Genomic DNA, 23,866 nt, shown 5'->3' with positions numbered 1-23,866 from the left:
GCCCGCCGACGGGTTGTTACCGGAGCTTTATGAAGGCCGCTGTGTGGGAACGGCAACGCGCCCGGCCGAAAACGGTCACGCTGAAGGCCTCAGCTCCACGTCCGGCGAACCGACAGACTGGGTCATGGGCATGCTTGCAACTCAGCAGCTGACGGAGTTCCTCTCCGTGGTCGCTGACCGGCCGGACGGACCGGCGGCGCAGTACGCGGCCGTCGAATGCGCGGTGCGCGCCCTCGACGCCGAGGTTGCTGTGCTGGTCGTCGAGGGACGCGTGGCTGCCACCATCGGCGTACCGGCCGACGAGGTGCGCCCGGCTGTGCTCACCGAGGTGGCCGCCGGACGCCGCAGTGTGCTGCTCTTCGGCGGCACCGCGTACGCGGTCACCGGCGCGACCCTGGGCGGCCAGGCGTCCGGCGCACTGGTCGTCGGCCGCACCGGTCCGGACTTCACCGACGAGGATGTCTGCCTGCTCCGCGGTATGGCCCTGGTCCTCGAGCTGAGCCTGCAGGCCCTGCACGTCATCGAGTCCGAGCGCCGGCAGGCCCGGGAGAACGGCCGGCTGGCCGACTCGCTGCAGGAGCGCCAGCGCCTGTTCGAGCACCTGACCCGGATCCAGCGGCTGATCGCCCGCCGGGCCCCGCTGCAGCAGATCCTGGACGCGATCACCGCGGGCGCCGCCGAGCTGCTCGACCTGGAGATGGCCTCGCTCAACCTGCTGGAGAAGGACGATCCGTCGGTCGGCTCGATGGTCTCCAGCGTCGGCTTCGCCCCCGAGGTGCTGGCCAAGATGAAGCGCATCCCGCTGCCCTCGGCCGGCGTCGCCGGGCTGGCCGTGCTGGGCGACGAGCTGATCATGGTCGAGGACTACGCGAACTCACCGATCGCCATCCCCGAGGTGGTGCGCTCCCGCCTCAAGGCCGTGATGGCCATCCCCGTGCACGAGAACGGCGCGGTGGTCGGCTGCCTGACCGTCGGCACGTACACCGGTCCCCGGGAATGGGACAAGCCCGCGCAGGAAATACTGCGTGCGTTCGCCGAGCATGTCAGCCTGGCGCTGACCGATGCCCGCACCCTCGAGGCGATGAACGAGGCGTTCCACGACTCGCTGACCGGACTGGCCAGCCGGGCCCTGTTCCAGGCCCGGATGGACCGCGCGTTCGCCACGGCCGAGCAGGAGGACGCCGGCGTCGCCATGCTCTTCGTCGACCTGGACCGCTTCAAGGTCGTCAACGACTCGCTCGGGCACGCGGCCGGCGACCGGCTCCTCGTCCTGGCCGCCGAGCGGATCAAGAAGTGCCTGCGCTCGGCCGACATGGCGGCCCGCCTCGGCGGCGACGAGTTCGCGGTGCTGCTGCCGCTGGTGCAGGGCCTGGACGAGGCCGTACCGGTGGCGCGGCGCATCCTCGAAGCCATGCGCGAGCCGTTCGAGCTCAACGGCAAGGAGACCTTCGTCAGTTGCAGCGTCGGCGTGGCGTACAGCGTGGCCCGCGGGCACGACGGCCAGGAGCTGATGGTCAGCGCCGACCTGGCCATGTACCAGGCCAAGAAGCAGGGCAAGGACCGCTACGAGATCTTCGAGCCGGCCATGCAGGCGGCGTTCCAGGCCGGCCTGCAGATGGAGGCGGACCTGCGCCGGGCGGTGGTGCGGCACGAGTTCGAGCTGCGCTACCAGCCGATCGTGCACCTGAAGACCGGGGAGATCACCGGCCTGGAGGCGCTGGTCCGCTGGCAGCACCCGGAGCGCGGGATCATCCCGCCGCTGGACTTCATCCCGCTCGCCGAGGAGACCGGGATGATCGTCCCGATCGGCGAATGGGTGCTGCGCGAGGCGTGCCGGCAGGCGGCCCGCTGGAACGAGCGCCGCGCCGGCAAGCGGCCGCTGAGCGTGAGCGTCAACATGTCAGCGGTCCAGCTGGAGCAGGCGGACCTGCCGGAGGTGGTGGCGTCGGCGCTGAGCAACAGCGGCCTGCCGGCCACCAGCCTGGTGATCGAGCTGACCGAGTCACTGCTGGTCGACCACCGCCCGTCGACCCTGCGCCAGCTCGAGCAGATCAAGAGCCTGGGGGTACGGCTGGCCATCGACGACTTCGGCACCGGGTATTCCAGCCTGGCGTACCTGCGCCGGTTCCCGATCGACATCATCAAGATCGACAAGTCGTTCGTCGACGACGTCGGTGACGTACCGGCAGCGGCGGCGCTGACGCTGGGCATCATCCAGCTCGGCCAGGCACTGCATCTGTCCACGATCGCGGAGGGCATCGAGGACGCCGGGCAGCTCAGCGAGCTGACCGACGGCAACTGCGAACTGGGGCAGGGCTACTACTTCGCCGAGCCGCTCACCGACGAGGACATGGGCGAGCTGCTGTTCCCCTCGTCCTGAACCGAACGCAGCAGCCTGTCGAGGGCCGGCATGTCCCCGACGACGGCCGCACTGCCGTCGGCACAGGCGCCGGCAAGCTTGGCGGGCTCGGTCAGCAAGGCGCTGAACGTCCTGGGGTCCGTACGCAGTGAGACGGCCGCCGTGGCCGGCTCACCGGCCTGCACCTCGACGCGTCCGGAGTCCATGCGAACTGTCCAGACCCGGCCGTCGAGCTCCAGCCGGCAGACCGCCGGCGGCTCCGCCGGGTCGGGACAGGCGGCACCGCGCAGGAAGATGAGCACGGACGTCGCGCTGAGCGCGGCCGGCGCCGCCGGTTGCGGGGCATCGATCCCCCAGTCGCCCAGCGCGACCAGGATCGGCTCCAGCCGGCGGCCGCGCTCGGTCAGTTCATAGACCCGTGAGCCCGCCGCCGATGCGGAGCTCCGGCGGATCACCCCGTTGTGCTCGAGCTCCCGGAGCCGGTCCGCGAGCAGATTCGAGCTGACGTGGGGCAGCGCGTGGCGCAGCTCGGAGAACCGCTGCGGCGTCAAAAGCAGCTCCCGGACGACCAGCAGGGCCCACCGCTCCCCCACGACGTCGAGGGCCCGGGCGATCCCGCACGAGTCCCGATAGCTACGGCTGGTCGGCATTCCCACTCCCCTGTCACTCCGGTCCGAAGTTATCACGACCTCTAGTTGCGGTTAGCGACCACTAATGGTTGCTTAAAACAACCAGCGGTGGATACCGTGAGGCCCGGACCGAGCACCTGGAGGACTGATGAGTGCACTACTGCCCGGAAAGACCGCGGTTATCTACGGAGGCGGAGGCGCGATCGGCAGCGCCGTCGCCCGGGTTTTCGCCCGGGAAGGCGCAAAAGTCTTCATCGCCGGACGCACCCCGGCGAAACTCGACGCCGTGGCGCGGGACATCACCGCCGCCGGCGGCACGGTCGAAACCGCGCAGGTCGACGTCTTCGATCAACCGGCGGTCGAGAAGCACGCCGACGCCGTCGCGGCGGCCGGCGGCGGCATCGACATCGCCCTCAACGCTGTGAGCGTCATGCACGACCAGGGCACCGCGCTGGCGGACCTCTCCCTGGAAGAGTTCATGCGGCCGATCGACGGCTTCTTGCGCACGCTGTTCATCACGAGCAAAGCCGTGGCCCGACACATGGGCCACGACCGGCCCGGCGTGGTGCTGACCCTGTCGGAACCGGGCGCCAAACTGGCCGTCGGCGGCATCCTCGGGCACGGCGTCAGCGCAGCCGGCAAGGAGGCGTTCTCCCGGCTGCTGGCCGCCGAACTGGCCCCCCGCGTACGGGTGATCGACATCCGCCCCCACGCGGTGGTCGACGCCCCGGCCGCCGGCTCCTACACCGCGGACCTCTTCATCCGGTCCGCGGCGGCGAACGGGCAATCGGTCCAGAGCTTCCTCGAAGAAGGACTGGCGCAGAGCACCCTGCTGAAACGACTGCCCACGCTCGCCCAGATCGCCGAAACGGCCGCGTTCCTGGCCTCAGACCGCGCCGCGGCCATCACCGGAACGGTGGCCAACCTGTCCGGCGGCGCCCTCGTGGACTGAAAGAATCAGTCGCGCACCGAGCCGGTGGTCGTACCACGTTCGTCGGTGGCCACGCAGGTCACGCCCCGGTCCCGGGACCAGGACTGCTGCAACGGGTGCAGGTAGAGCACCTCGACGGTCTCGGCCGGGCTGGTCGCGTACGCCTTGAGCTCGGCCTCGCAGAGCTTCTCGGCCTGCTTCTGCACCTCGGCGTCACCCGGCCACGGGCCGGCGGGCAGATTGAAGTTGGCGTAGACCTCACCCTCGTGCGGCAGGGCGCAGGAGATCACCGGAAGGTCCTCGACACTGCCCACGGTCTGGATGCCGTTGATGCAGTCACCCGGCTTGAGCTGGGTGACCGAGACCGAACCGCTGGTGGAGCCACCGGCGGTGCTGCTCGACGACTTGCCGGAGTCGCTGATGACGGCGGCCGTCACGCCGATGATGATCAGCAGCACCCAGCAGCCGGAAAGGGTCAGGCCGGCAATGGCCAGGCCCCGGCCCTTCTGCCCCCGCTTACGGATCTGCACCAGCGCGACGATGCCGAAGATCACGCTGAACAGGACGCCGCCGAGAATGCCGAAGATCAGCGAGGCGATGGCGAAACCGCTGGTGCCGCCGCTGCCGGGCGGCGGGTAGGGGGACGCGCCCGGGGGCGGGAAGCCAGGGTAGCCGTCGGGCTGCTGGGCGCCGTAGGGGGCGCCGGGCTGAGCGCCGTAGGGCGCACCCGGCTGAGCGCCGTAGGACGTGCCCTGCTGAGCGCCGAAAGGCGCGCCCTGCTGGCCGCCCTCAAAGCTGCCCGGCTGAGCACCATAGGACGCACCCGGCTGGCCACCGTCGAAGCCGCCCGGCTGAGCGCCGTAGGGAGTGCCGGGCTGAGCGCCGTAGGGCGCGGGCGGGGCGGCGCCCCAAGCCTGCTCGGCCGGCCATTCCGTGTTGCCCTGCTGGGCCACCGGCGGCTGAACCGCGGTGGGCTCGGCAGCCCCAGGCGGGGCGGGGGCCGGCTGAGCCGCGGTCGGATCCCAGGCTGCGGGAGCCGGGGCGGCGGGGGCCGGACCCGGCGCCGCGGTGGGATCGGCCGCCGGGTTCGGTGCGGCCGGCGAGGTGGGACGCGAGGGCTGGTCGTTCACCTGTCGGACGCTAACAACATGCAAGATCGTTTGCTGTCCCGAGACGGTTTCAACTCCGTATCAGCGAAAACTCCGCCCGCCGGGCAGGCCCACGAACGCGGCCCAGCAACGCGGGCAGAGCCGGGCGGATCAGGCCGACCGGATCAAAGCGACCAGACCAAACCGACCGAACCAGGCCGTGGCCACCGATCAGGTCACAGAGCCCTCGCCGCGCTACATCCCAGATGGGATGCGGCACCTCAGTTCGCCGCCTGCGCCAGCAGCAGACCGACATAGGCCGCCCCCAGCCCCGCCAGCACACTCCCGATCGCATACGCCCCGGCCAGCACCCGCTCCCCCTCCCGCACCAGCCGCAACGTCTCGTAACTGAACGTCGAGTACGTAGTCAGCGCCCCGCAGAACCCCGTCCCCAGCAGAGCCGACAGCCAAGCCGCCACCGGCAGCCCGATCAGATAGCCCAGCAGCAGCGATCCCGCCACGTTGACCGTAAACGTGCCCCACGGGAACGTCGCCGAGTGCCGGGCCTGGACCGCCCGGTCCGTGAGGTACCGCAGCGGCGCCCCGATCGCCGCGCCCAGGGCCACCAGCAGCACCGTCATCGCCGCAGTACCGCTTCCGTCGCCGCTGTGCCGGCCCAGACCGCGAGCAGTGCGCCGATCAGGGTCAGGCCCAGGTAGATCAGCCCGGTGCCCGGCGCCGCGCGCAGCACGTCGACGCTCGCCGTGGAGAAGGTCGTGTAACCGCCGAGCACTCCCACTCCCCAGAACGGGCGGATCAGGTGCTGCTGGGGGCGCAGGCCGGCGATCAGCACCATCAGGACCCCGATCAGCAGGCAGCCGGTCACGTTGGTGATCCAGGTGGACCAGGGGAAGCCGCGGGGGTCGTGCGGCCAGGCCACGCTGATGCCGTACCGGGACACCGCGCCCAGCATGCCGCCCGCCGAGATCGCGGCCAGGACCGGGAGCGGCGGTCTTGGGTCCAGGTCCTGTGGCACGCGTTCACGCTAGTCCAGACGTCCGGGAGGCCGGGAGCGGACGTGGCGGCGTCCACCCCCGGCCTCGTTCCGGGGGGAGCGGCACGCTCCCTCGCGAGTTCTCGGGCTTCCGGTGATCCACTGTAGGTGATGATCTTGGAGCCGGAAACCTGGGGCGACCGGGGCCCAATCGCTCACGAACCTGCTGGGACTACCGATCAGGACGATAGGCGGACGAGGTGAGGGAGCTGACGGATGGGCGGGTCTGAGGTGGCCACCACGCCTCGTGACCGGTTGGTGCCGGCCTCCGGGGCCATCGCCGCCCTGTCCGTGCTCGGCGTGCTGGCCGACTACCTGCACCCGTTCGAGCCCAAGGCCGTGCTGTGGCTGCCGTCCGTTCTCGGCCCGATCGTCACGTTCCTGGCCTTCCTGCGTACCGCCCGCACGACAACGCTGCCCGAGCCGACCCGGCGCTTCTGGCGGCATCTCTCCTGCGCGCTGGCCCTGGTCAGCATCGGCATCACCGTCCAGGCCTTCGACGTGCTGACCAGCGACGACCCGGTCGGCAACCACACCGGGCCGGTCATGCTGGCCTTCTGCACCGCCGGCGTCGGCGCCATCATGTACGCCCTCTTCCGGCTCCCGCTGGGCCGCCAGTCGCGGGGCGAGCTGCTGCGGGTCTTCCTGGACGCGGGCACCGTCATGGTCGCGGCCGCGGTGTTCATCTGGCACTACGCCACCCGCGACGCCCTGGGTGACAGCGACCGCACCGCCGTCTACACCTCCCTGTTCGTCACCGTGATCGCGCTCCTCGCGGTGTTCGCCGTGGCCAAGTTCGTGCTCTCCAGCCACCTCTACGTCAACAACGGCGCGCTGCGGCTGATCGCCGCCGCCATGCTCATCGGCGCGGTGGGACCGCTGTTCCGGGGACCGTTCCAGGCGGCGGATCCCAACCTGTTCCCGGACATGGCCTGCACGCCGATCGTCTATTTCTTCGCCACCATGGCCGCGATGCGACAGCGGGCCGCCGGCCTCGGCGCGCGCCGCGACATCGTCGCCCCGCCGCGGCGCTCGTTCAGCCTGCTGCCGTACCTGGCGGTCGCCGCGGTCGACGGTCTGCTGCTGGCCGTCACGGTGCGCAAGGACGCCGACGAGCTGGCCGTGGTCGTCGCCGCCGTGCTGACCACGGCCCTGGTGGTGCTGCGCCAGCTCATCGCGTTCCGCGACAACAACCGGCTGCTGAACGAGCTGGACCACGGCGCCACCCACGACGCCCTCACCCAGCTGCCGAACCGGGCGCTCTTCCACACCCGGCTCCAGCTGGCGCTGACCGGCGCGACCGATCACCCGGTGGCGGTGGCCCTGATCGACCTTGACGATTTCAAAGAGGTCAACGACACCCTCGGGCACGAGGTCGGTGACCTGCTGCTGGTGGGCGTGGCCCGGCGGCTCGCGGACTGCGTGCGGGCCGGCGACACCGTGGCGCGTCTCGGCGGCGACGAGTTCGTGGTGGTCCTGGACGACGCCGATCCCGCGGCCGCCGACCTGGCCGCCGAGCGGATGATGAACGCGCTGCGCCAGCCGGTCTACGCCGACGGTCACGAGTTGCCGATCCGGGCCAGCATCGGCATCTCCGACGGCCGTACCGGCGACGAGCCGTCGGTGCTGCTGCGGCACGCCGACATCGCCATGTACGCGGCCAAGAAGCTGGCCGGCACGGCGTACCTGCACTACGAGCCGAGCATGGCGGCGCACGGCACCGAGCACGCCCACCTCGGTGCCGAACTGCGTGAGGCGATCACCGGCGGTCAGCTCTTCCTGCTCTACCAGCCGATCGTCTCGCTCGACGACGGCCGGGTGCTGGGCTGCGAGGCGCTGGTCCGCTGGGCCCATCCGACCCACGGCACGCTGGCCCCGGACGCGTTCATCCCGGTCGCCGAGCGCACCGGCCTGATCGTGCCGCTCGGGCGCTGGGTCATGCGCACGGCGTTCGCCCGGCTCGCGGAGTGGATCGCCGAGTTCGGCGAGGCCGCCCCGGGCGTGCTGAACGTCAACGTGTCGGCCCGTGACCTGCGCGAACCAGGCTTCGCGGACGAGGTGGGGGCACTGCTGCGCGGGTACGGCCTGGCCCCCGACCGGATCGTCCTGGAGATCACCGAGACCATGGCCCTGGAGCCGGGCCAGTCGATCACCAACCTGCATCGGCTGCGGGCGCTCGGCGTACGGGTGTCGCTGGACGACTTCGGCACCGGCCATTCGACGCTGACGCTGCTGCACGACTGCCCGATCGACGAGATCAAGCTGGACCGTTCCTTCACCCAGGCGCAGGTCGACGGCCGTCCGCCGGTCGCCGCGGCCGTCATCCACCTGGCCCAGGCGCTGGGACTGCACGCGGTGGCCGAGGGGGTGGAGACGGCCGAGCAGGCGGAGCAGCTGCTGGCGCTGGGCTACACCGCGGCGCAGGGCTACTACTTCGCCCGCCCGATGCCGGCCGAGAAGTTCGGCGAGCTGCTGCGTGAACCGGCGTCGCTGACGCCGGCCCCGCAGTGGCAGATGACCGGCTGAGCCTTTTCCTTCCGTGATGAGGATTGCGGAGCGGGCGCCCGGGTATCTCTATGGGCGTAGGCCACACACCTGGAGGTCACCATGGCTGCCGACGACAAGATTGACAACAAGTCCGAAGAGCTGGGCGGCAAGGTCAAGGAAGGCCTCGGCAAGGCGACTGACGACAAGTCCCTCGAGGCCGAGGGCAAGGCCGACCAGTCCAGCTCGAAGCTCAAGCAGGCCGGCGAGAACATCAAGGACGCCTTCAAAAGCTGATTTGGTACGCCCGCACGAAAGTCGCGTGACACCAGCCCGATGAGGCTGCTGGTCGAGGCCGTTGCGGGCGCGCCGGGCTGAAGGTTTCGCACGAACGAGAAGGGCGAGCGCCATCCGGCGCTCGCCCTTCTCGTCTTCCGTCAGAGGGCCGGGGTCAGTTCGCGGTCCTCGCGCGGTTGCGGGGCCGGGGCCGGGGGCAGGTCATGGGCCACGGCCGGGAGCCAGTTCAGCCAGCGGGGCAGCCACCAGTTCTTGTCGCCCAGCAGGGCCATCACCGCGGGCAGCAGGACCGCCCGGATGATCGTGGCGTCCAGCAGGACCGCGGCGGCCAGGCCCACGCCCAGCTCTTTGGTCGAGATCAGCGGCAGGGTGGCGAAGAGGGCGAAGACCCCCACCATCACCATCGCCGCGCTGGTGATCACGCCGGCCGTACGGCCGATGCCTTCGCTCACCGCCCGCTTGGTCGGCAGGCCACGGTCGTGTCCCTCGCGGATCCGGCTCAGCACGAAGACGTGGTAGTCCATCGACAAGCCGAACAGGATGATGAACAGGAACAGCGGCATCCAGTTGGTGATCCCGCCACCGGACTTGAAGTCCAGGGCCGATTCGAAGTGGCCGTACTGGAAGACGAACACCAGCATGCCGTAGGCGGCGGCGACCGACAGCAGGTTGAGCACCACGCCGGTGACCGCGACGACCACGGACCGGAACGACACCAGCAGCAGCAGGAACGCCAGCCCCAGGACGAAGCCGAACACCCAGGGCAGCGAGTCGCTCAGCCGCTTGTTGAAGTCCATGCCCTCGGCGGTGTCACCCGTGACCGCCACGGTCGCTCCGGCCAGCTTCCCGAAGGCGCCCGGGGCCACAGTCGTCCGCAGGGTCTCGACGGCGCGTTCCGACGTACGGTCGCTGCCGTTGCCGGCCAGGCCGACCGAGACGACCGCGACCGTTCCGGCCGGATTGACCCGCACGTCGATCGGCTCGCGCAGCTGCCCGCTCGCCGCCGCGGCGCGGCGGAAGTCGGCCAGCGCGGCCTCGAACCGTGGTCCCTTGACGGTCTGCGCCTTGACCACCACCTCGGCCGGCACGACCTCGGCCGGGAACGCCCGGCTGATCGCCGTCATGGTCTGCACGAGGGGCTGCTTCGGCGAGTAGTCCTCGATGCTCTCACCCTTGGTGCGCAGGTCCAGGACCGGTGCGGCCAGTGCGGCGAGCACGCCGACGGCGACGACGGTCGAGATCAGCGGCTTGGCCAGGACCACCCGCAGCACCCAGCGCCAGACCCGGCCCTCGGTGCGCCGCCGGTACAGGCCGGGGATCTTGACGGAGTCGACCCGGTCGCCCAGCGCCGAGAGCAGCGCTGGGAGCACGGTCAGCGAGCCGAGCACCGCGGTCGCGACGACCAGGATGGTGCCCATCCCGAAGCTGATGAACGTGGCGTCCATGGTGAAGAACATCCCGGCCATGGCCACGATGACGGTCAGTCCCGAGATCCAGATGGACCGCCCGGAGGTCTGCGCGGCGATCAGCAGGGCCCGGTGCGGATCGGCCCCGTTACGGCGCTCGTCGCGTTCCCGGCGGATGTAGAAGAGGCAGTAGTCGACGCCGACGGCGAGGCCGACGAGCAGCATGACGTGCATGGTGGTGTCGACGGTCGGAGCGAGCCGGCTCGCCCCCGCGAGCAAGCCGATCGCGGCGACGATGGCGGTGAGGGCCAGGCCGACGGGCAGCAGTGCGGCGACGACCGCACCGAAGGCCACCAGCAGGATGCCGAGGGTGACCGGGATGGACAGCATCGACAGCCGGCTCAGCCCCTCGTCGAGCGAGTCGCCGATGATCTTTTCGCCGCTGGCGTCGCCGGCCTGGGCGACGCGGACGTCCGGGTGGCGGCTCTGCACCCCGGCGACGGCGTCGAGCAGCGGCTGCACCCGGTCCTTGGCGGTGTCCGGGTCCCCCGACATGGTGAAGGTGACGAGCGTGGCCTGCCCGTCCGGTGACGTGAGTGGCTTGGCGACCTCGGCGACCTCGGCCCGCCCGGTGAGCGATCGCGTGACGTCGGCGACGGCCGCGTCCCGGTCGGCGCCCTGGACGAGGACCATCTCCCCCGTCGGCTGGACCGGGAAGCCGGCCTGCTCGACGATGAGCGACGCCCGCCCGGACTCCCCGTGACCCTGGTCGGAGTCGGTGGCCTCACGGGTGCCGAGCTGTCCGCTGAGGACGGTGACGCCGACGACGAAAGCGATCCAGCCGATGATGGCGAGAGTGCGGTGCCGGGCACTCCACATCGCGGCCCGGGCCGCGAATCCGGTGACATTCTCCCTGTGCTTCATGGGTGTTGACGCTAGGGAGCGCGGTCCGGCCGATCGATCCGGTGAGCAGGCCGGTCGAGGGTAGGGCTAGCCCTACGGTCAGGACTGCAGGTAGGTCAGGACGGCCAGGACCCGGCGGTGTTGTTCGTCGTCCGGCGGCAGGTCCAGCTTCGTGAAGATGTTGCGGACGTGTTTCTCCACCGCGCCCTCGGTCACCACCATCTTGCGGGCGATCGCCGTGTTCGAGCGGCCCTCGGCCATCAGGCCCAGGACCTCGCGCTCGCGGGGGGTGAGATTGCGCAGCGGGTCGTCGCGGCGGCGGCGCACCAGCAGCTGGCCGACCACCTCCGGGTCCAGGACCGTGCCGCCGCCGGCCACCCGGCGCAGCGCGTCGAGGAACTCGGCGACCTCGGAGACGCGGTCCTTGAGCAGGTAGCCGATCGCCCCGGTGCGGTCGGCGAGCAGGTCGTCGGCGTACTCGACCTCGACGTACTGGGACAGCACGAGCACCGGGCTGCCCGGCACCTTCTTGCGGGCCTCGACCGCCGCGCGCAGCCCCTCATCGGTGTGCGACGGCGGCATCCGCACGTCCACGATGGACACTTCAGGCCGGTGCTCGACGATCGCCTCGACCAACGACGGACCGTCGCCGACAGCCGCGACGACGGTGTGCCCGTTCTCCTCCACCAGCCGGACCAGACCCTCGCGCAACAGCACGGCGTCGTCGGCGATAACCACCCGCATGCCGACGAGCCTATGCGCTGCGCCCCGGTCAGAGGGGGAGGGCGACTGTCAGGGTCGTGCCACCGCCGGCCGGGCTCTCCAGGCTCATGACGCCGCCGGCCGCCTCGACGCGGTCCGACAGGCCGGCCAGACCGTGCCCCTTGGCCAGGCTCGCGCCGCCGACACCGTCGTCCGCGACCGTGATCAGCAGCCCGGTCGACGCCCGCCGGACGCTCACCTGGACCTCATCGGCGTAGCTGTGCTTGGCCACGTTGGTGAGGGCTTCCGCGACCACGAAGTACGCCGTCGTCTCCAGCGCCGGGTCGAGCCGGGCGATCGGGGGCGCGTCCAGGTCGACCGGGATCGTGCTGCGGCCGGCCAGCGCGGTCAGCGCCGCCTGCAGGCCCCGGTCGACCAGGATCGGCGGGGCGATGCCGCGGGAGAGCGCCCGCAGCTCGTCCAGGGTCTCCCGGGTCTGGGTCAGGGCCTCGGCGACGGTGGCCCGGGCGGCCTCCGGGTCGGAGCTGAACTGCTGCTGGGCCCGGCCCAGATCCATGGCCAGCCGGACCAGCCGCTGCTGGGGGCCGTCGTGGATGTCGCGTTCGAGCCGGCGCAGCGCGGTCGCCTCGGCGGAGACAGCTGCCGCCTTCTGCGCCTGCGCGGTGTCCCGGGCCGCCTCGGCCGAGGCCACCTGCTCGCGCAGCTCGTTGACCCCGCTGAGCAGGCCCCGGGCGAAACCGGCCTCCAGCATGGCCAGGCCGCGGATCACCGGCAGCAGGGTGCCGGCGAAGAAGAAGCCGAGCGCCATGTAGAAGACGATCCGGGTGGAGTTGTCGGTGCCGAGGCCGAGCAGTTCGGGCAGATCCTGGTTGTCCGGGCCGCGGGGGATCGACCAGTCCCACAGCGGAAAGGTCAGACCGCCGAGCGCGCCGGCCCACCAGGCGACCGCGAAGGCGAAGGCGATGGTGCTGGGGATGAACCGGAACATGGCGTGCACCAGATCGAGCCACGACTGCCCGTCGCTGAGCGGGATCAGCGCCCGGCCGGCGATGCCGGCGTCGGGGGCGGCCCGCTTGTAGGCCGGGTGCGGCAGCCGGCGCCCGAGGATCGGGACGAGGCGGGCACGCTCCAGCGTGGCGAAGCCGCGGGCCAGCATGATCGTGCCGACCAGGGCGGGCACGCCGACCCAGATGATCGCCGCCCCGATGCCGAAGAAGAAGCCGACCATGGACAGGACCAGCGTGACGATGCCGAGCGGGAACCCGACCAGGATGTAGAGAGTGTCCTGGCCGAGCCGGCGCATGAGGCGCTGGGTCAGACCCGGGGCGTACTCGGCGGGAGCGGAGGTGGTGGTCATACCGTTGACGCTAGGCACTCGACGCCTCCCGTCCGATCCCGCTGACCGCCCAGTCGACAGTAGGGTTAACCCGACCCTCTCTCAACCCTTTTGCCCGGCAGCCGGTCAGGCCTTGCGGCGCGGAGCGGCCGAGCGGGGTGGTGCCGTACGCATCCGGTCGCGGACCCGGCCCAGGATCTCGGTGATCGCGGTGATGTCCGCGCGGTTCAGCGAGGTGAGCAGCAGCCGCTGGACCACCTCGATGTGGCCGGGCATGACCTGGCCCAGCCGTTCGCGTCCGGCCGCCGTCAGCGTCACGATGACGCTGCGCTCGTCGTCCTCGGCCGGTGAGCGACTGATCAGGCCGGCCTTCTCCAGCTGTCCGGCCTGGTAGGTGAGGCCGCTGCGGCTGTAGACCATGCCGTCCGCCACGTCGGTCATCCGCAGCCGGCCGTCGGGGGCGTCGTTGAGCCGGGCGAGGATCCCGAACTGCGGGCCGGTGAGTCCGCCGTCCACCCGCAGCTGCTGCTCCACCGCGTGGTCGAGCAGGCTGCTGACCTCTTTGAGCGTCAGGTACGCCCGGAGCTGTTCCGCGTCCAACGAGGTGGCATCTGTCACTCCGCCATCATAACGGTTGCTTCGAATTCGAAGCGTGCACGAGCAAGGTGGTCACCACTGCTTGATACTGTATCCTTCCCTATGACAGCGATGATGGGGTGTTATGGGGAACGATATGTACTCGGTCGATCAGGTGGCCGAGCGGCTGGGTCTGCACGTGCGCACGGTGCGCAACTACATCCGGGACGGCCGGCTCAAGGCCGTCAAGATCGGCAAGCAGTACCGGATCGCCCGCGCGGACCTCGACGCCCTGACCGGCGAGCCGGCCCCGGCCACCGGGACCGGACATGTCGAGGTGTCCAGCATCGTGCAGATCGACGGCCTGGTGCCGGGAGCAGCCGACCGGCTCAGCACCCTGCTCACGGCCGGCGCCCAGGCACCCCACGACTCCCCCGAGCCGCTGCGCCTGCAGACCATCTACGACAGGGGACGATCCCGGATGAAAATCGTGATCCTCGGCGGTCCGGCCGAGACCGCCGACATCCTCCAGCTGCTCGACGGGCTGCTCGGAGCCGACAACGGCCTGTTCACCCCGGGAGACGGGCGATGACCGACCGGCTGGAGCAGCGCAACGGCGTACCGGTGCTGGTCTGCGCCGCCGACGGCCCGGTGGTGGCCACCGAGCAGGACGCCCTCGACCTGATCGGCGCGGCCTACGCCGGCGCCGACATCGTCGCGCTGCCGGCCGCCCGGCTGCCGGAGCGGTTCTTCACCCTGGGCACCGGGCTGGCCGGCGCGATCATGCAGAAGTTCGTCAACTACCGGGTCCGGCTGGCCGTCGTCGGGGACATCTCGGCCCACCTGGCGGCGAGCTCGGCCCTGCGGGCCCTGGTCCACGAATCGAACCGGGGCGGGCAGATCTGGTTCGTCGCCGATCTCGACGAGCTCGACGCACATCTGGCCCCGGCCGCCGGCCCGCCCGGCCGGTAATTTGGCGGGATGGATCTGCGCCGGCTGTCCGACGACCTCGAGACGGTCTCCCAGCGGTACGCCGAGACGTTCGGCATCCGCCGGGACGCCACCTGGTTCCTGCTCAAGCTGCAGGAGGAGGTCGGCGAGATCGACCGCAAGTGGCTCTCCCGGCTGCGCTGAGCCCTCGCCGGCCGGACGCGGACCGATCCGAATTCCTCCGAACGCCTCAGTGACCGGAACGGGTGTGCCGAACAGTCCTGCAGATTCTCATGAATGGCAGGGGGTACCGCCGTGCCGACCGTGCTCATCGTCGATGATGACGCCGATCACCGTGAGCTCATCTCGCTCGCGCTGGCCCGGCTCGGTCACGAGGTCGTGGAGGCCGTCGACGCGGCGTCCGCCCAGCAGGTGCTGGCGGCCGGCGGGATCGATGCCGTGCTGCTCGATGTACGGATGCCCGGTTCCTCCGGCATCGAGCTGTGCCGCCTGCTGCGCTCCGGGCCGGCGACCGCCCACCTGCCGATCATGCTGATCAGCGCCGACGTCAACAACCACCGCATCCTGGCCGCGATGGACGCGGGCGCCGACGACTACCTGACCAAGCCGTACCTGCGGGCCGAGCTGCTCAACCGGGTGGAGCTGCTGCTGGCCCGGCGCGGCACGACGGCGACCAAGCCGTCGACCGCCGCCACCGCGGCGCTGCTCGCGGCCCGGGCGGCCGCGCCCCGCGGCGTTCAGATCCCGCTGCCCCGGCCGGTCCGCCACACGGCCTGACCGGCGATGGTTCACCGGCCACCGTCGCTTGACTGATGCCGGCCGCCGCCGGCCGAGCGTAGGGTCCGGGACATGGATCTCGGGCTGGCAGGCAGGACGGCGGTCGTCACCGGCGGCAGCAAAGGCATCGGGCGGGCTGTCGTGGCCGCGCTGGTCGCTGAGGGCGTACGGGTGACCGCCGGTGCGCGCAGCTTTCCCGATCCGCCGGCCGAGGGGGTCCGGACGTTCCCGGTCGACCTGGGCACGGCGGACGGACCGGCCCGCCTGATCGAGGACGCGGCCGGCGCGTACGGCGGCCTGGACCTGCTGGTCAACAACGTGGGCGCGGCGCGTCCCCGGACCGGCGGGTTCCTATCGATCACCGACGACGACTGGCTCGCCACTCTGACCCTCGACCTGCTCGCGACCGTACGGGCGACCCGCGCCGCCCTCCCGCACCTGCTGCGCAGCCGGGGCTCGATCGTGACTGTCGCGTCGGTGAACGCCGTGCTGCCCGACCCGCTGGTGATGGACTACAGCGCGGCCAAGGCGGCGCTGGCCAGCTTCAGCAAGAGCCTCTCCAAGGAGGTCGGCCCGCAGGGCGTCCGGGTCAACACGGTCAGTCCGGGCCCGGTGGCCACGGACCTGTGGCTGGGTCGGGACGGCGTCGCGGCCACCGTCGGCTCGTCGGCCGGGCTGGCCCCCGAGGCCGTCGCGAAGCAGGCCGCCGCCGGCTCGGTGACCGGTCGCTTCACCACCCCGGAGGAGGTCGCCGCGCTGGTGGTGATGGTCGCGAGCGACCGCGCCGGCAACGTGACCGGCGCCGACTTCACCATCGACGGTGGGCTGGTCAGCACGCTGTGACCGAGCCGCTCATCACTTATCGCAGCGCCGCCGGCCGGTGGGTGCTGCTGGCCACCGTGCTCGGATCGAGCCTGGCCTTCATCGACGCCACGGTCGTCAACATCGCGCTCCCGGCGATCGGCGACGACCTCGGCGGCGGCGCGGCGGGCCTGCAATGGACGGTCAACGGGTACGCCCTGAGCCTCGCGTCCCTGATCCTGCTGGGCGGCTCCCTCGGCGACCGCTTCGGGCGCAAACGGGTGTTCGTGGTCGGGGTCGGCTGGTTCGCGCTGGCCTCTCTGCTGTGCGGGCTGGCGCAGACCATGGAGATGCTCATCGCGGCCCGGGTGCTGCAGGGCATCGGCGGCGCCCTGCTGACCCCGGGCGCGCTGGCCATCCTGGAGGCGTCGTTCGCGCGCGAGGACCGGGCCAAGGCGATCGGCGCCTGGTCCGGGCTGGGCGGCATCGGCGGCGCGCTCGGCCCGTTCCTCGGCGGCTGGCTCGTCGAGCTGGGCAACTGGCGGCTCATCTTCCTGATCAACGTGCCGGTCGCGGCGCTGGTCATGCTGGTCGCGGCCCGGCACGTGCCCGAGTCCCGCAACCCGGCCGCGCCCCGCGAGCTCGACGTCGCCGGGGTGCTGACCGGTGCCGCGGGACTCGGCGGGCTCACGTACGGCTTCACGGCCTGGCCGGCCAACGGCCCGGGCAGCCCGCAGGTGCTGGTCGCGCTGCTGATCGGGGTGGCCGGCCTGGCCGCGTTCGTGGTGGCCGAACGCCGCTCGCGGCACCCGATGCTGCCCCTGGGCATCTTCGGCGCCCGTGCCTTCACCGGCGCCAACCTGGTGACCTTCCTGGTGTACGCGGCCAACGGCGGCGTCTTCTTCCTGGTGGTGCTCAATCTGCAGGTGGTGGCCGGGTTCAGCCCGTTGGCGGGTGGCCTGGCCCTGCTGCCGGTGACCGTGCTGATGCTGCTGTTGTCGGCCCGCGCGGGCGCCCTGGGCCAGCGCATCGGCCCACGCATCCCGATGACGGTGGGTCCGCTGGTCTCGGCGGCGGGTCTGCTCTGGATGAGCCGTATCGGCCCGGGCGCGTCGTACTGGACGGACGTCCTGCCGCCGGTGATCGTCTTCGGCCTCGGCCTGTGCCTGCTGGTGGCCCCGCTGACCGCGACGGCGCTGGGTGCCCTGGACGACATGTACGCCGGCGTCGCCAGCGGCGTGAACAATGCGGTCGCCCGGGCCGCCGGTCTGCTGTCCGTGGCCGTCCTGCCGCTGGCGGCGGGCATCGGCCAGGGCGACCTGACCGACGCCGCGGACCTGCACCCGACCTACCGCAACTCCCTGATGATCTGCGCCGTCCTGATGCTGGCGGGGGCGGCCGTGGCCGCGATCCTGATTCCCACCCATCTACCCGCGCACACCCATGCCCCCACCCCGGGCCCGGCCCCGGCGCCCGCCGGCGACACCGCCACCCGGGTCGACGCGGCGGTAAGCACGCCGATCCGCAGGTACTGCGATGTCGCGGGTCCGCCGGTCCATCCGCGCCACGACGAGTGAGCGGCGGCGTAACTCGCTTGCCCGGCGTACTTGAATGTCCGTATGCGTCCTGAGTTCAGCGTTCCGCCCAAGCTCTCGCCCGGCGACCGGGTCGCCGTCGTCTCGCCCGCGCACGCCGCGCCCGCCGAATTCCCCGCCGTGCACGAGCAGGGGCTGCGGCGCCTGCGCGAGGTCTTCGAGCTGGAGCCGGTCGAATACCCGACCACCCGCCGCCCCGCGCCCGCCGAGGAGCGGGCCGCGGATCTGATGGCGGCCTACGCCGATCCGGGGATCCGAGCGGTCTTCGCCACGATCGGCGGCAGCGATCAGATCACCGTGTTGCGGCATCTCGATCCGGCGCCGTTCCGGGCCGATCCCAAGCCCTTCTTCGGCTTCTCCGACAACACCAACCTGCTGAACTGGCTCTGGTTCCACGGCGTCGCCGGCTGTCACGGGATGTCCACCATGATCCAGCTCGGCCGGGGCGGTGGCGTGCAGTCCGCGACCGTGGAGTCCCTGCGGGCAGCGCTGTTCACCGGTGGTGACCTCGAGATCAGCCCGGTCGAGACGTTCACCGACGAGGAGGTGCCGTGGACCGCGGCCGCCGCGCCGACCGAATCACCGGTCCCCTACCCGAGCCCGGGCCGGGTGTGGCACCGGGCCGACCGGGTGGTGAGCGCCCCGACCTGGGGCGGCAACCTGGAGATCCTGCACTGGACGCTGGCCGCGAACCGCTGGGTGCGGCCGGTCGAGGACTACGCCGGGTGTGTCCTGCTGCTGGAGACGTCCGAGGAGATGCCGCCGGACGAGGAGGTGTTCCGGATGCTGCGCAACTTCGGCGAGCGGGGTCTGCTGGAGCAGTTCCCGGCGATCGTGATGGGCACCGCCAAAGGCACCGTGTTCACCGACCCGCGGCCGGTGGCCGAGCGGACCCGGTATCGCGAGGCGCAGCAGGCGGCCGTGCTGCGGGCGGTCGAGGCCTACAACCCGCAGGCGATGGTGGTCTTCGGGGTGGACTTCGGGCACACCAACCCGCAGTGGGTGCTGCCGTACGGCGGGCGGCTCACCGTCGACGGGCCGGCCCAGCGGATCATCGCGCACTTCTGAGGGCGGCGACCTCGGCCGCGAAGACGTGGTCGGGGTCGAGCCCCAGCGCCCGGAAGTTGTCCTCGATCTCCAGGCTCACGAAGCCGTGCAGCCGGCTCCAGGCGGTGACCGCGCGCAGCGCCACCGTGGGGTCGATGCCGTCCGCGCCGCGTCTGCGCGCCCAGCCGAGCAGGTCGTCGGCGAGCGCCGGCTCGGGCGCGGGGCCCGGTCCGGCCCCGGCGAGCAGCACGTCCATCGCCCGCTGAGCCGCGTCGGCCAGCCGCTCGTCGTGCGCGTCGTAGCCGGGCAGCGGGGCTCCGAACAGCAGCCGGTAACGGTGGGGGTGGGTGACCGCCCAGCTCCGGTAGGCCGCCGCGAGCTCCGGCAACCGGTGGCCGGCGGCGGCCAGCGCTGCCGTCAGATCCGCGTACGCGTCCAGGATGAGCTCGGTGAGCAGTGCTTCCCGGCCGGTGAAGTACCGGTACAACGCCGGGCCGGAGACACCGAGCTCCTTGGCGATCGCGTTGATGGACAGCGCTCCCGGGCCGCCCTCCGCGAGCTGGCGCAGGGCCGCCTCCTTGACCTCCTGGCGCATCTGCGCCCGGAACCGGTCCCTGATCCCTCCCGCGGCCATGCGGTCACGTTACAACCGCGGTCCAAGGTGAGAACCCCTAACACGGGGCCGTTCAGCGGCCGAACTCGCGCCAGCTCGCCTCGGTCATCTCGATGTCGTAGTGCGCGGCGGCGGCCTTGATGTTCTCGAAGGCCTGATCGCGCTCGGCGTCCGTGACGTCCTTGGTCTGGTTGAAACGAGCCATCGCGCTGCGCACGTGGCTGGCGTCGGTCAGCGGCTCCTTGCGCTTGTCCGGGAAGGCGTAGGCGCTGTCGGGGAGCTGTTTGCGGTCCGCCGCGGACAGGGTGCCGTGCTCGTCCACGGGCTTCCAGGTCTTCTTGGCCATGCCGGTGCAGTACCCCGCCGTCGCGGCCGGGAAAACGATCAGATCATTCCGCTGCGCAAGGCGTACGCGACGGCATGCGACCGGTTGCGGAGCTTCAGCCGGTGGGTCAACCCGTAGATCACGTTCTTCACCGTGCGCTCCGAGTAGCACAGCTCGCCGGCGATCTCGCTGGTGTCGAAGCCGTCGGCCATCAGGCGCAGCACGTCGATCTCGCGCGGGGTCAGACCCGAGGCGTTCAGGCCGTGCGGGGTCAGCACGTCGCGCTGCAGGCGCTCGATGTGCTTGAGCAGCTCACCGACCAGGTTGGGCGGCATCACGCCACCGCCGGAGGCCGCCGCCAGGACGCTGTGGGCGAGCCGCTCGGCCGTGACCGCCGCCCGGGGCAGCACCGCCACCACCCGGCACTCGACCGCGGTGAGCAGCTCCGTCTCGTTGATCTCATTGGTGACCAGCACCACCGGCACTCCGGTCTCGGCCGCCGAGCGCCGCAGCATGGCGATCACGTCGGTGCTGAGCCGGTCGGTCGACACGACCAGCACCGTGGCGTCGGCCCGGTCGGCGGCGCGGAGCAGGGTGAGCTCCGGCCGGGACTGAAGAAAACTGGCGAGCCCCGCGTGGCTGAGCGGGTCCATCGCCTGCAGGGCGACCCGAACCTGGTCCACTGCTACCTCCGGTTGATCGGTACGGCCGGGGCCAGTCTCCGGAAGGGGTCTTCAGAAAATCTTCACGCGACCTTCATCGCCGCCGATCGGCCGTGAAGGTGGTGAGATCGACGCAGCTCATTGCCGATCTCTTAACCAGGCTCGCGGTCCGAGCGGGTTAATCGCGCGGGGCGCTGGCCCGGCGCAGCGCCTCGATGTAGATGGGCAGCTCGATTGCCGCACGCTCTAATTGACCGGGCGCCAATTGGTCGGCGAATACCGCGTCGACGACATCCTGCACGAGTTCCTCGGGCAGTTCGTCCACGCGCTGCGCGGGCAGTTGCTGCCAGATCCGGATGACCCGCAGGCGCGCGCGGATCTGGGCCAGAGTGCATTCCAGACCGGCGATGGCCGCGTCCGCGCGGACCGCGTCCAGGACCAGCCGGCCCTCGGCGGCGAGGTGCAGAAACAACTCCCCGGCGAACGGCAGGGGAGGTGGGTTCCCGCTCATCTGGCCTCCTCGCCCGGGTTGCCGGTCGGCTCGCGGACAGTGCCGCCGGCCCGCACATCGCCAGCGAGTCCATCAGCAGTGCGCTCCGGGCGGAACCTCACGCACCTGGAAGTGCCCTGACCCACCAGTAACATTGCCCAGCCGCCCGTCACCGATCACGGACCGTCAACAACTGGACGCAGGGCCGCCGGAATGCGTAATGCTTTCGTCACGCAAAGAAGGCAAGTCGCGAATATCACTTGCGGAGATATGCTGCCCCTGCGCGCGGCGGATCTGCACTCTTGCGCGCATTCGCTAGGAATGGTGGCACAGCAGCGGTATCAGAACCCCGATGAGGGACATCGGTTTGCGGTGAACGAAAGCTTGCATGTTCAACTGACGACCTGTTGGCAGCGATCCCACGACGACGAGGTTGGGCAGCCATGACGGCGGAGCACGAAGGTCTGGACCTTCGCCTGCTGGGACCCGTACGCGCGTGGCGGGACGAGACGGAGCTCCCGCTGGGCTCGGCGCGCCGGGCCGCGGTGCTGGCCGTGCTGGCTCTGCACGCCGGTCACGCGGTCTCCCGCCAGCAGCTCATCACCGCGCTGTGGGGTGAGGAGCCCCCCGCCAGCGCGGTCGGCAACGTCTACACGTACGTCTCGACGCTGCGCCAGGTGCTCGAGCCGGGACGCGACCGCTGGGCTGCCGGGCAGTTGCTCACCTCCGGCGGCGGCACGTACTGCCTGCACGTCCGCAAGCAGGACGTGGACGTGTTCCGCTTCGAGGCGCTGCGCGAGGAGAGCCGGCGCCACCGGGCCGCCGGTGACCGGTTCGCCGAACTGGCGGCCCTGGAGGCGGCCATGCGGCTGTGGCGGGGCGAGGCACTGTCCGGCGTGCCCGGCCCGTACGCCGCCGCCCAGCGCCTGCGCCTGACCGAGTTGCGGCTGGCCAGCGCCGAACGCCACGCCGCCCTGCTGCTGGATCTGGGGCGGCACGAGGAGGCCATCGCGGCGCTGCGGTTGCTCGTGCAGGCGTACCCGTTGCAGGAAGCCCTGCACGGGATGCTGATGACCGCCCTGCACGCCGGCGGTCGCCGGGCCGAGGCGTTGCAGGTGCACGACCATCTGAGCCGGGTGCTGCTGGAGGAGACCGGCACCGAGCCTAGCGCCGCCTTGCGGGCCATGCGGCTGCGCATCCTCACCGGCACCAACGAGTTGTCCGCGCCGGCCCGCAGCTCCGGGCCGCCGGCCGCGCCCGCCGAGGCGGCGACGCTGATCGGCCGGGACGCCGAGATCCGCCGGCTGCGCCGGGCCGGCACCGACGTGGCCGCCGGCCGGGGCCGCAGCATCCGGATCGAGGGCACCCCCGGCATGGGCAAGTCGGCGCTGCTCGGCGCGGCCCTGCGCACCGGACTGCCGGCCGGTTGCCGCGCCGGCTGGGGCCTCGGCGACGAGCTGGCCCAGCGGATGCCGCTGGGAGTGCTGCTCGAGTGCGTCGAGTCGGCGATGTCCGGCGACGCCACCCGCGACCTGGTACGGCAGCTGTTCACGGTCGCCGCCGACGCGCTCGACGGGCCCCGGCCGCAGACCGTGGAGCGGGCGGTGGCCCTGGTGCGGCAGGCGGCCGCCGAGACCCCGCTGATCCTGGTCGCGGACGACCTGCAGCGGGCTGACACCACCACGTTGCGGGTCTGGGCGGCCCTGCACGAGCTGACCCGGGAGCTGCCGCTGCTGCTGGTCGCCTCGGCCCGGCCCGGCGCAGCCGGGCTCGACGAGGTGCCCGCCGACGAGATCATCACCCTCGAGCCGCTGACCGCCGACGAGGCCACCGCGCTGGTCCGCGCGGTCGCGCCCGAGCCGTTCGACCCGCGGACGCTGCGCCGCCTGCTGAGCGATGCCGGCGGCAACCCGTACTACCTGCGCCACCTGGCCGCGACCCGGCGCGACGACGCCGCCTACCGTGGCGCGCCGCCGGCCGAGCTGGTGGCCGCGGTGGACGCGCACCTGGCCACGCTCGGCGAGGAGACCCGGCACCTGCTGCGGGCGGCCGCGTTCCTGGGTGACCACTGCACCGTGGCCGAGGTCGCCGCCGTCACCGACCACCCGCACGCGGAGCTGCAGCGGGTGCTGCGGCCGGCCCGGGCCGCCGGTGTGCTCACCGACGACCCGGAGGCCCTGGTCTTCCGGCACCGGATCGTGGCGCGGGTGCTGCACGAGAGCACCCCGGCGGCGTTGCGGATCATGCTGCACCGGTCCTTCGCCGAGAAGATCGCCCAGGTCGGCGGGGCCCCGGAGCGGGTCGTCGGGCAGCTGCTGGCCGGCCCGGTGCCGCTGGACAGCAGCGCCAGCCGCTGGCTGGCCGAGCACATCGAGCAGCTCTCGGCGCGGGCCCCGCAGGTGGCGATCAGCATGCTCAAACGCGTACGCACGGAGTACGCGCTGGACGAGGAGACCCGGCTCGACCTGACCGCCTGGCTGGCCCGCCTGCTCGACCGCCAGCGCGAGAACGCGGTCGCCGAGGCCGGCTGGGTCGCCGCCCGCACCACGGATGTGCGGCTCGAGGCCGAGATGCAGTGGATCATGGCGTGCAGTCACGACCGGCAGGGTGAGCACGTCGCCGCGGCGGACGTGGCCCGGGCCGTGCTGAGTGCGCGCCGGCTGCCGGACCCGTGGCTGCACCGGTTCCGGTCGCTCATCGACCGGCTCCGGCCGCACCTGCCGGGCGAGCCGACCGCGCCGCATCTCAGCCGGACGGCCCTGCTGGGTGACAGAGTTTCTGTTATCCGTTGAGCGGCCCGTGGTCTCCTCGGAGTGAGG

At 71.6% G+C, this 23,866-nt stretch carries 24 protein-coding genes; 12 read left to right on the top strand and 12 right to left on the bottom strand.

Annotated features, from left to right (window positions below; translation table 11 throughout):
- Positions 1-130 precede the first annotated feature (130 nt).
- Entirely contained in the window at positions 131-2,380 is a 2,250-nt protein-coding gene (locus ACWEOZ_RS03680; RefSeq protein WP_451909189.1) for a putative bifunctional diguanylate cyclase/phosphodiesterase, read from the top strand.
- Here the strand turns inward: ACWEOZ_RS03680 and ACWEOZ_RS03675 are convergent.
- Positions 2,320-3,009, bottom strand: a complete 690-nt coding sequence (locus ACWEOZ_RS03675) for a winged helix-turn-helix transcriptional regulator (RefSeq protein WP_451909188.1) — start codon at positions 3,007-3,009, stop codon at positions 2,320-2,322. The genes ACWEOZ_RS03680 and ACWEOZ_RS03675 overlap by 61 nt on opposite strands.
- A 127-nt stretch (positions 3,010-3,136) precedes the next feature.
- Here ACWEOZ_RS03675 and ACWEOZ_RS03670 point away from each other — a divergent pair, with 127 nt between their 5' ends.
- The gene (locus ACWEOZ_RS03670) at positions 3,137-3,940 is read left to right on the top strand and encodes an SDR family NAD(P)-dependent oxidoreductase (protein ID WP_451909187.1); all 804 of its coding nucleotides are present in this window, start codon (positions 3,137-3,139) and stop codon (positions 3,938-3,940) included.
- Between the two features lie 5 nt (positions 3,941-3,945).
- Here ACWEOZ_RS03670 and ACWEOZ_RS03665 read toward each other — a convergent pair whose 3' ends face one another.
- The 3 genes from ACWEOZ_RS03665 to ACWEOZ_RS03655 form a co-directional block, all read right to left on the bottom strand.
- Positions 3,946-5,049, bottom strand: coding sequence for a DUF4190 domain-containing protein (locus tag ACWEOZ_RS03665; RefSeq protein ID WP_451909186.1), 1,104 nt, complete (start codon positions 5,047-5,049; stop codon positions 3,946-3,948).
- 239 nt (positions 5,050-5,288) lie between these two features.
- Positions 5,289-5,648 (bottom strand): fluoride efflux transporter CrcB, encoded by a 360-nt coding sequence (gene crcB, locus ACWEOZ_RS03660; protein ID WP_451909185.1) that lies wholly within the window; start codon positions 5,646-5,648, stop codon positions 5,289-5,291.
- Positions 5,645-6,043, bottom strand: a complete 399-nt coding sequence (locus ACWEOZ_RS03655) for a fluoride efflux transporter FluC (protein WP_451909184.1) — start codon at positions 6,041-6,043, stop codon at positions 5,645-5,647. Before ACWEOZ_RS03655 ends, crcB begins: the two co-directional genes overlap by 4 nt.
- A 234-nt stretch (positions 6,044-6,277) precedes the next feature.
- Between ACWEOZ_RS03655 and ACWEOZ_RS03650 the strand changes: the two genes are divergently transcribed.
- Entirely contained in the window at positions 6,278-8,587 is a 2,310-nt protein-coding gene (locus ACWEOZ_RS03650; protein WP_451909183.1) for a putative bifunctional diguanylate cyclase/phosphodiesterase, read from the top strand.
- 81 nt (positions 8,588-8,668) lie between these two features.
- Positions 8,669-8,842, top strand: a complete 174-nt coding sequence (locus tag ACWEOZ_RS03645) for a CsbD family protein (RefSeq protein ID WP_360551198.1) — start codon at positions 8,669-8,671, stop codon at positions 8,840-8,842.
- A 140-nt stretch (positions 8,843-8,982) separates the two neighbouring features.
- On the opposite strand, the gene ACWEOZ_RS03640 is transcribed toward ACWEOZ_RS03645, so the two are convergent.
- The 4 genes from ACWEOZ_RS03640 to ACWEOZ_RS03625 form a co-directional block, all read right to left on the bottom strand.
- The gene (locus ACWEOZ_RS03640) at positions 8,983-11,172 is read right to left on the bottom strand and encodes an MMPL family transporter (RefSeq protein ID WP_451909182.1); all 2,190 of its coding nucleotides are present in this window, start codon (positions 11,170-11,172) and stop codon (positions 8,983-8,985) included.
- 78 nt (positions 11,173-11,250) lie between these two features.
- Positions 11,251-11,895: a response regulator gene (locus tag ACWEOZ_RS03635; RefSeq protein ID WP_451909181.1), complete on the bottom strand. Its 645-nt coding sequence runs from the start codon at positions 11,893-11,895 to the stop codon at positions 11,251-11,253.
- 28 nt (positions 11,896-11,923) lie between these two features.
- Positions 11,924-13,231 carry a sensor histidine kinase gene (locus tag ACWEOZ_RS03630; RefSeq protein WP_451909180.1) on the bottom strand — a complete coding sequence of 436 codons (1,308 nt, stop codon included), beginning with the start codon at positions 13,229-13,231 and terminating at the stop codon, positions 11,924-11,926.
- Between the two features lie 105 nt (positions 13,232-13,336).
- Entirely contained in the window at positions 13,337-13,828 is a 492-nt protein-coding gene (locus ACWEOZ_RS03625) for a MarR family winged helix-turn-helix transcriptional regulator (protein WP_451909179.1), read from the bottom strand.
- 115 nt (positions 13,829-13,943) lie between these two features.
- Between ACWEOZ_RS03625 and ACWEOZ_RS03620 the strand changes: the two genes are divergently transcribed.
- From ACWEOZ_RS03620 to ACWEOZ_RS03590, 7 genes are all read left to right on the top strand, one after another.
- Complete coding sequence (locus tag ACWEOZ_RS03620) at positions 13,944-14,378, top strand: helix-turn-helix domain-containing protein (protein ID WP_451909178.1); 435 nt, start codon at positions 13,944-13,946, stop codon at positions 14,376-14,378.
- Positions 14,375-14,758: a DUF4180 domain-containing protein gene (locus ACWEOZ_RS03615; protein ID WP_451909177.1), complete on the top strand. Its 384-nt coding sequence runs from the start codon at positions 14,375-14,377 to the stop codon at positions 14,756-14,758. The genes ACWEOZ_RS03620 and ACWEOZ_RS03615 overlap by 4 nt, the downstream gene beginning before the upstream one ends.
- 9 nt (positions 14,759-14,767) lie before the next feature.
- Positions 14,768-14,920: a hypothetical protein gene (locus tag ACWEOZ_RS03610; protein ID WP_451909176.1), complete on the top strand. Its 153-nt coding sequence runs from the start codon at positions 14,768-14,770 to the stop codon at positions 14,918-14,920.
- A 93-nt stretch (positions 14,921-15,013) separates the two neighbouring features.
- Positions 15,014-15,514, top strand: coding sequence for a response regulator (locus ACWEOZ_RS03605; protein ID WP_451909175.1), 501 nt, complete (start codon positions 15,014-15,016; stop codon positions 15,512-15,514).
- 72 nt (positions 15,515-15,586) lie between these two features.
- Positions 15,587-16,357: an oxidoreductase gene (locus tag ACWEOZ_RS03600; protein ID WP_451909174.1), complete on the top strand. Its 771-nt coding sequence runs from the start codon at positions 15,587-15,589 to the stop codon at positions 16,355-16,357.
- Complete coding sequence (locus ACWEOZ_RS03595; protein WP_451909173.1) at positions 16,354-17,892, top strand: DHA2 family efflux MFS transporter permease subunit; 1,539 nt, start codon at positions 16,354-16,356, stop codon at positions 17,890-17,892. The genes ACWEOZ_RS03600 and ACWEOZ_RS03595 overlap by 4 nt, the downstream gene beginning before the upstream one ends.
- Positions 17,893-17,934: 42 nt before the next feature.
- Positions 17,935-18,978: a S66 peptidase family protein gene (locus ACWEOZ_RS03590; RefSeq protein ID WP_451909172.1), complete on the top strand. Its 1,044-nt coding sequence runs from the start codon at positions 17,935-17,937 to the stop codon at positions 18,976-18,978.
- Here the strand turns inward: ACWEOZ_RS03590 and ACWEOZ_RS03585 are convergent.
- The 4 genes from ACWEOZ_RS03585 to ACWEOZ_RS03570 all read right to left on the bottom strand — a co-directional run bounded on the left by ACWEOZ_RS03585 (position 18,962) and on the right by ACWEOZ_RS03570 (position 21,068).
- On the bottom strand, positions 18,962-19,591 hold the full coding sequence (locus ACWEOZ_RS03585; protein WP_451909171.1) for a TetR/AcrR family transcriptional regulator: 630 nt from the start codon (positions 19,589-19,591) through the stop codon (positions 18,962-18,964). The genes ACWEOZ_RS03590 and ACWEOZ_RS03585 overlap by 17 nt on opposite strands.
- 52 nt (positions 19,592-19,643) lie before the next feature.
- Entirely contained in the window at positions 19,644-19,916 is a 273-nt protein-coding gene (locus tag ACWEOZ_RS03580) for a DUF6582 domain-containing protein (RefSeq protein ID WP_451909170.1), read from the bottom strand.
- Positions 19,917-19,954: 38 nt separating this feature from the next.
- On the bottom strand, positions 19,955-20,578 hold the full coding sequence (locus ACWEOZ_RS03575; RefSeq protein ID WP_360551172.1) for a helix-turn-helix transcriptional regulator: 624 nt from the start codon (positions 20,576-20,578) through the stop codon (positions 19,955-19,957).
- A gap of 157 nt (positions 20,579-20,735) precedes the next feature.
- Positions 20,736-21,068, bottom strand: a complete 333-nt coding sequence (locus ACWEOZ_RS03570; RefSeq protein ID WP_451909169.1) for a hypothetical protein — start codon at positions 21,066-21,068, stop codon at positions 20,736-20,738.
- A gap of 422 nt (positions 21,069-21,490) precedes the next feature.
- Here ACWEOZ_RS03570 and ACWEOZ_RS03565 point away from each other — a divergent pair, with 422 nt between their 5' ends.
- On the top strand, positions 21,491-23,839 hold the full coding sequence (locus tag ACWEOZ_RS03565) for a BTAD domain-containing putative transcriptional regulator (RefSeq protein WP_451909168.1): 2,349 nt from the start codon (positions 21,491-21,493) through the stop codon (positions 23,837-23,839).
- The last annotated feature ends 27 nt before the right edge of the window (positions 23,840-23,866 follow it).

The organism is Actinoplanes sp. NPDC004185 (genome assembly GCF_053603475.1).
The sequence above is the reverse complement of the archived record's forward strand: the minus strand, read 5'-3'. Positions and strand labels throughout refer to the sequence as shown.

Coding starts and splice junctions, on each gene's coding strand:
- crcB (WP_451909185.1), bottom strand. CDS start 5,648: ATGACGGTGCTGCTGGTGGCCCTGGGCGCGGCGATCGGGGCGCCGCTG.
- ACWEOZ_RS03680 (WP_451909189.1), top strand. CDS start 131: ATGCTTGCAACTCAGCAGCTGACGGAGTTCCTCTCCGTGGTCGCTGAC.
- ACWEOZ_RS03675 (WP_451909188.1), bottom strand. CDS start 3,009: ATGCCGACCAGCCGTAGCTATCGGGACTCGTGCGGGATCGCCCGGGCC.
- ACWEOZ_RS03620 (WP_451909178.1), top strand. CDS start 13,944: ATGTACTCGGTCGATCAGGTGGCCGAGCGGCTGGGTCTGCACGTGCGC.
- ACWEOZ_RS03640 (WP_451909182.1), bottom strand. CDS start 11,172: ATGAAGCACAGGGAGAATGTCACCGGATTCGCGGCCCGGGCCGCGATG.
- ACWEOZ_RS03615 (WP_451909177.1), top strand. CDS start 14,375: ATGACCGACCGGCTGGAGCAGCGCAACGGCGTACCGGTGCTGGTCTGC.
- ACWEOZ_RS03630 (WP_451909180.1), bottom strand. CDS start 13,231: ATGACCACCACCTCCGCTCCCGCCGAGTACGCCCCGGGTCTGACCCAG.
- ACWEOZ_RS03580 (WP_451909170.1), bottom strand. CDS start 19,916: ATGGCCAAGAAGACCTGGAAGCCCGTGGACGAGCACGGCACCCTGTCC.
- ACWEOZ_RS03605 (WP_451909175.1), top strand. CDS start 15,014: ATGGCAGGGGGTACCGCCGTGCCGACCGTGCTCATCGTCGATGATGAC.
- ACWEOZ_RS03650 (WP_451909183.1), top strand. CDS start 6,278: ATGGGCGGGTCTGAGGTGGCCACCACGCCTCGTGACCGGTTGGTGCCG.
- ACWEOZ_RS03570 (WP_451909169.1), bottom strand. CDS start 21,068: ATGAGCGGGAACCCACCTCCCCTGCCGTTCGCCGGGGAGTTGTTTCTG.
- ACWEOZ_RS03590 (WP_451909172.1), top strand. CDS start 17,935: ATGCGTCCTGAGTTCAGCGTTCCGCCCAAGCTCTCGCCCGGCGACCGG.
- ACWEOZ_RS03645 (WP_360551198.1), top strand. CDS start 8,669: ATGGCTGCCGACGACAAGATTGACAACAAGTCCGAAGAGCTGGGCGGC.
- ACWEOZ_RS03600 (WP_451909174.1), top strand. CDS start 15,587: ATGGATCTCGGGCTGGCAGGCAGGACGGCGGTCGTCACCGGCGGCAGC.
- ACWEOZ_RS03635 (WP_451909181.1), bottom strand. CDS start 11,895: ATGCGGGTGGTTATCGCCGACGACGCCGTGCTGTTGCGCGAGGGTCTG.
- ACWEOZ_RS03585 (WP_451909171.1), bottom strand. CDS start 19,591: ATGGCCGCGGGAGGGATCAGGGACCGGTTCCGGGCGCAGATGCGCCAG.
- ACWEOZ_RS03670 (WP_451909187.1), top strand. CDS start 3,137: ATGAGTGCACTACTGCCCGGAAAGACCGCGGTTATCTACGGAGGCGGA.
- ACWEOZ_RS03565 (WP_451909168.1), top strand. CDS start 21,491: ATGACGGCGGAGCACGAAGGTCTGGACCTTCGCCTGCTGGGACCCGTA.
- ACWEOZ_RS03610 (WP_451909176.1), top strand. CDS start 14,768: ATGGATCTGCGCCGGCTGTCCGACGACCTCGAGACGGTCTCCCAGCGG.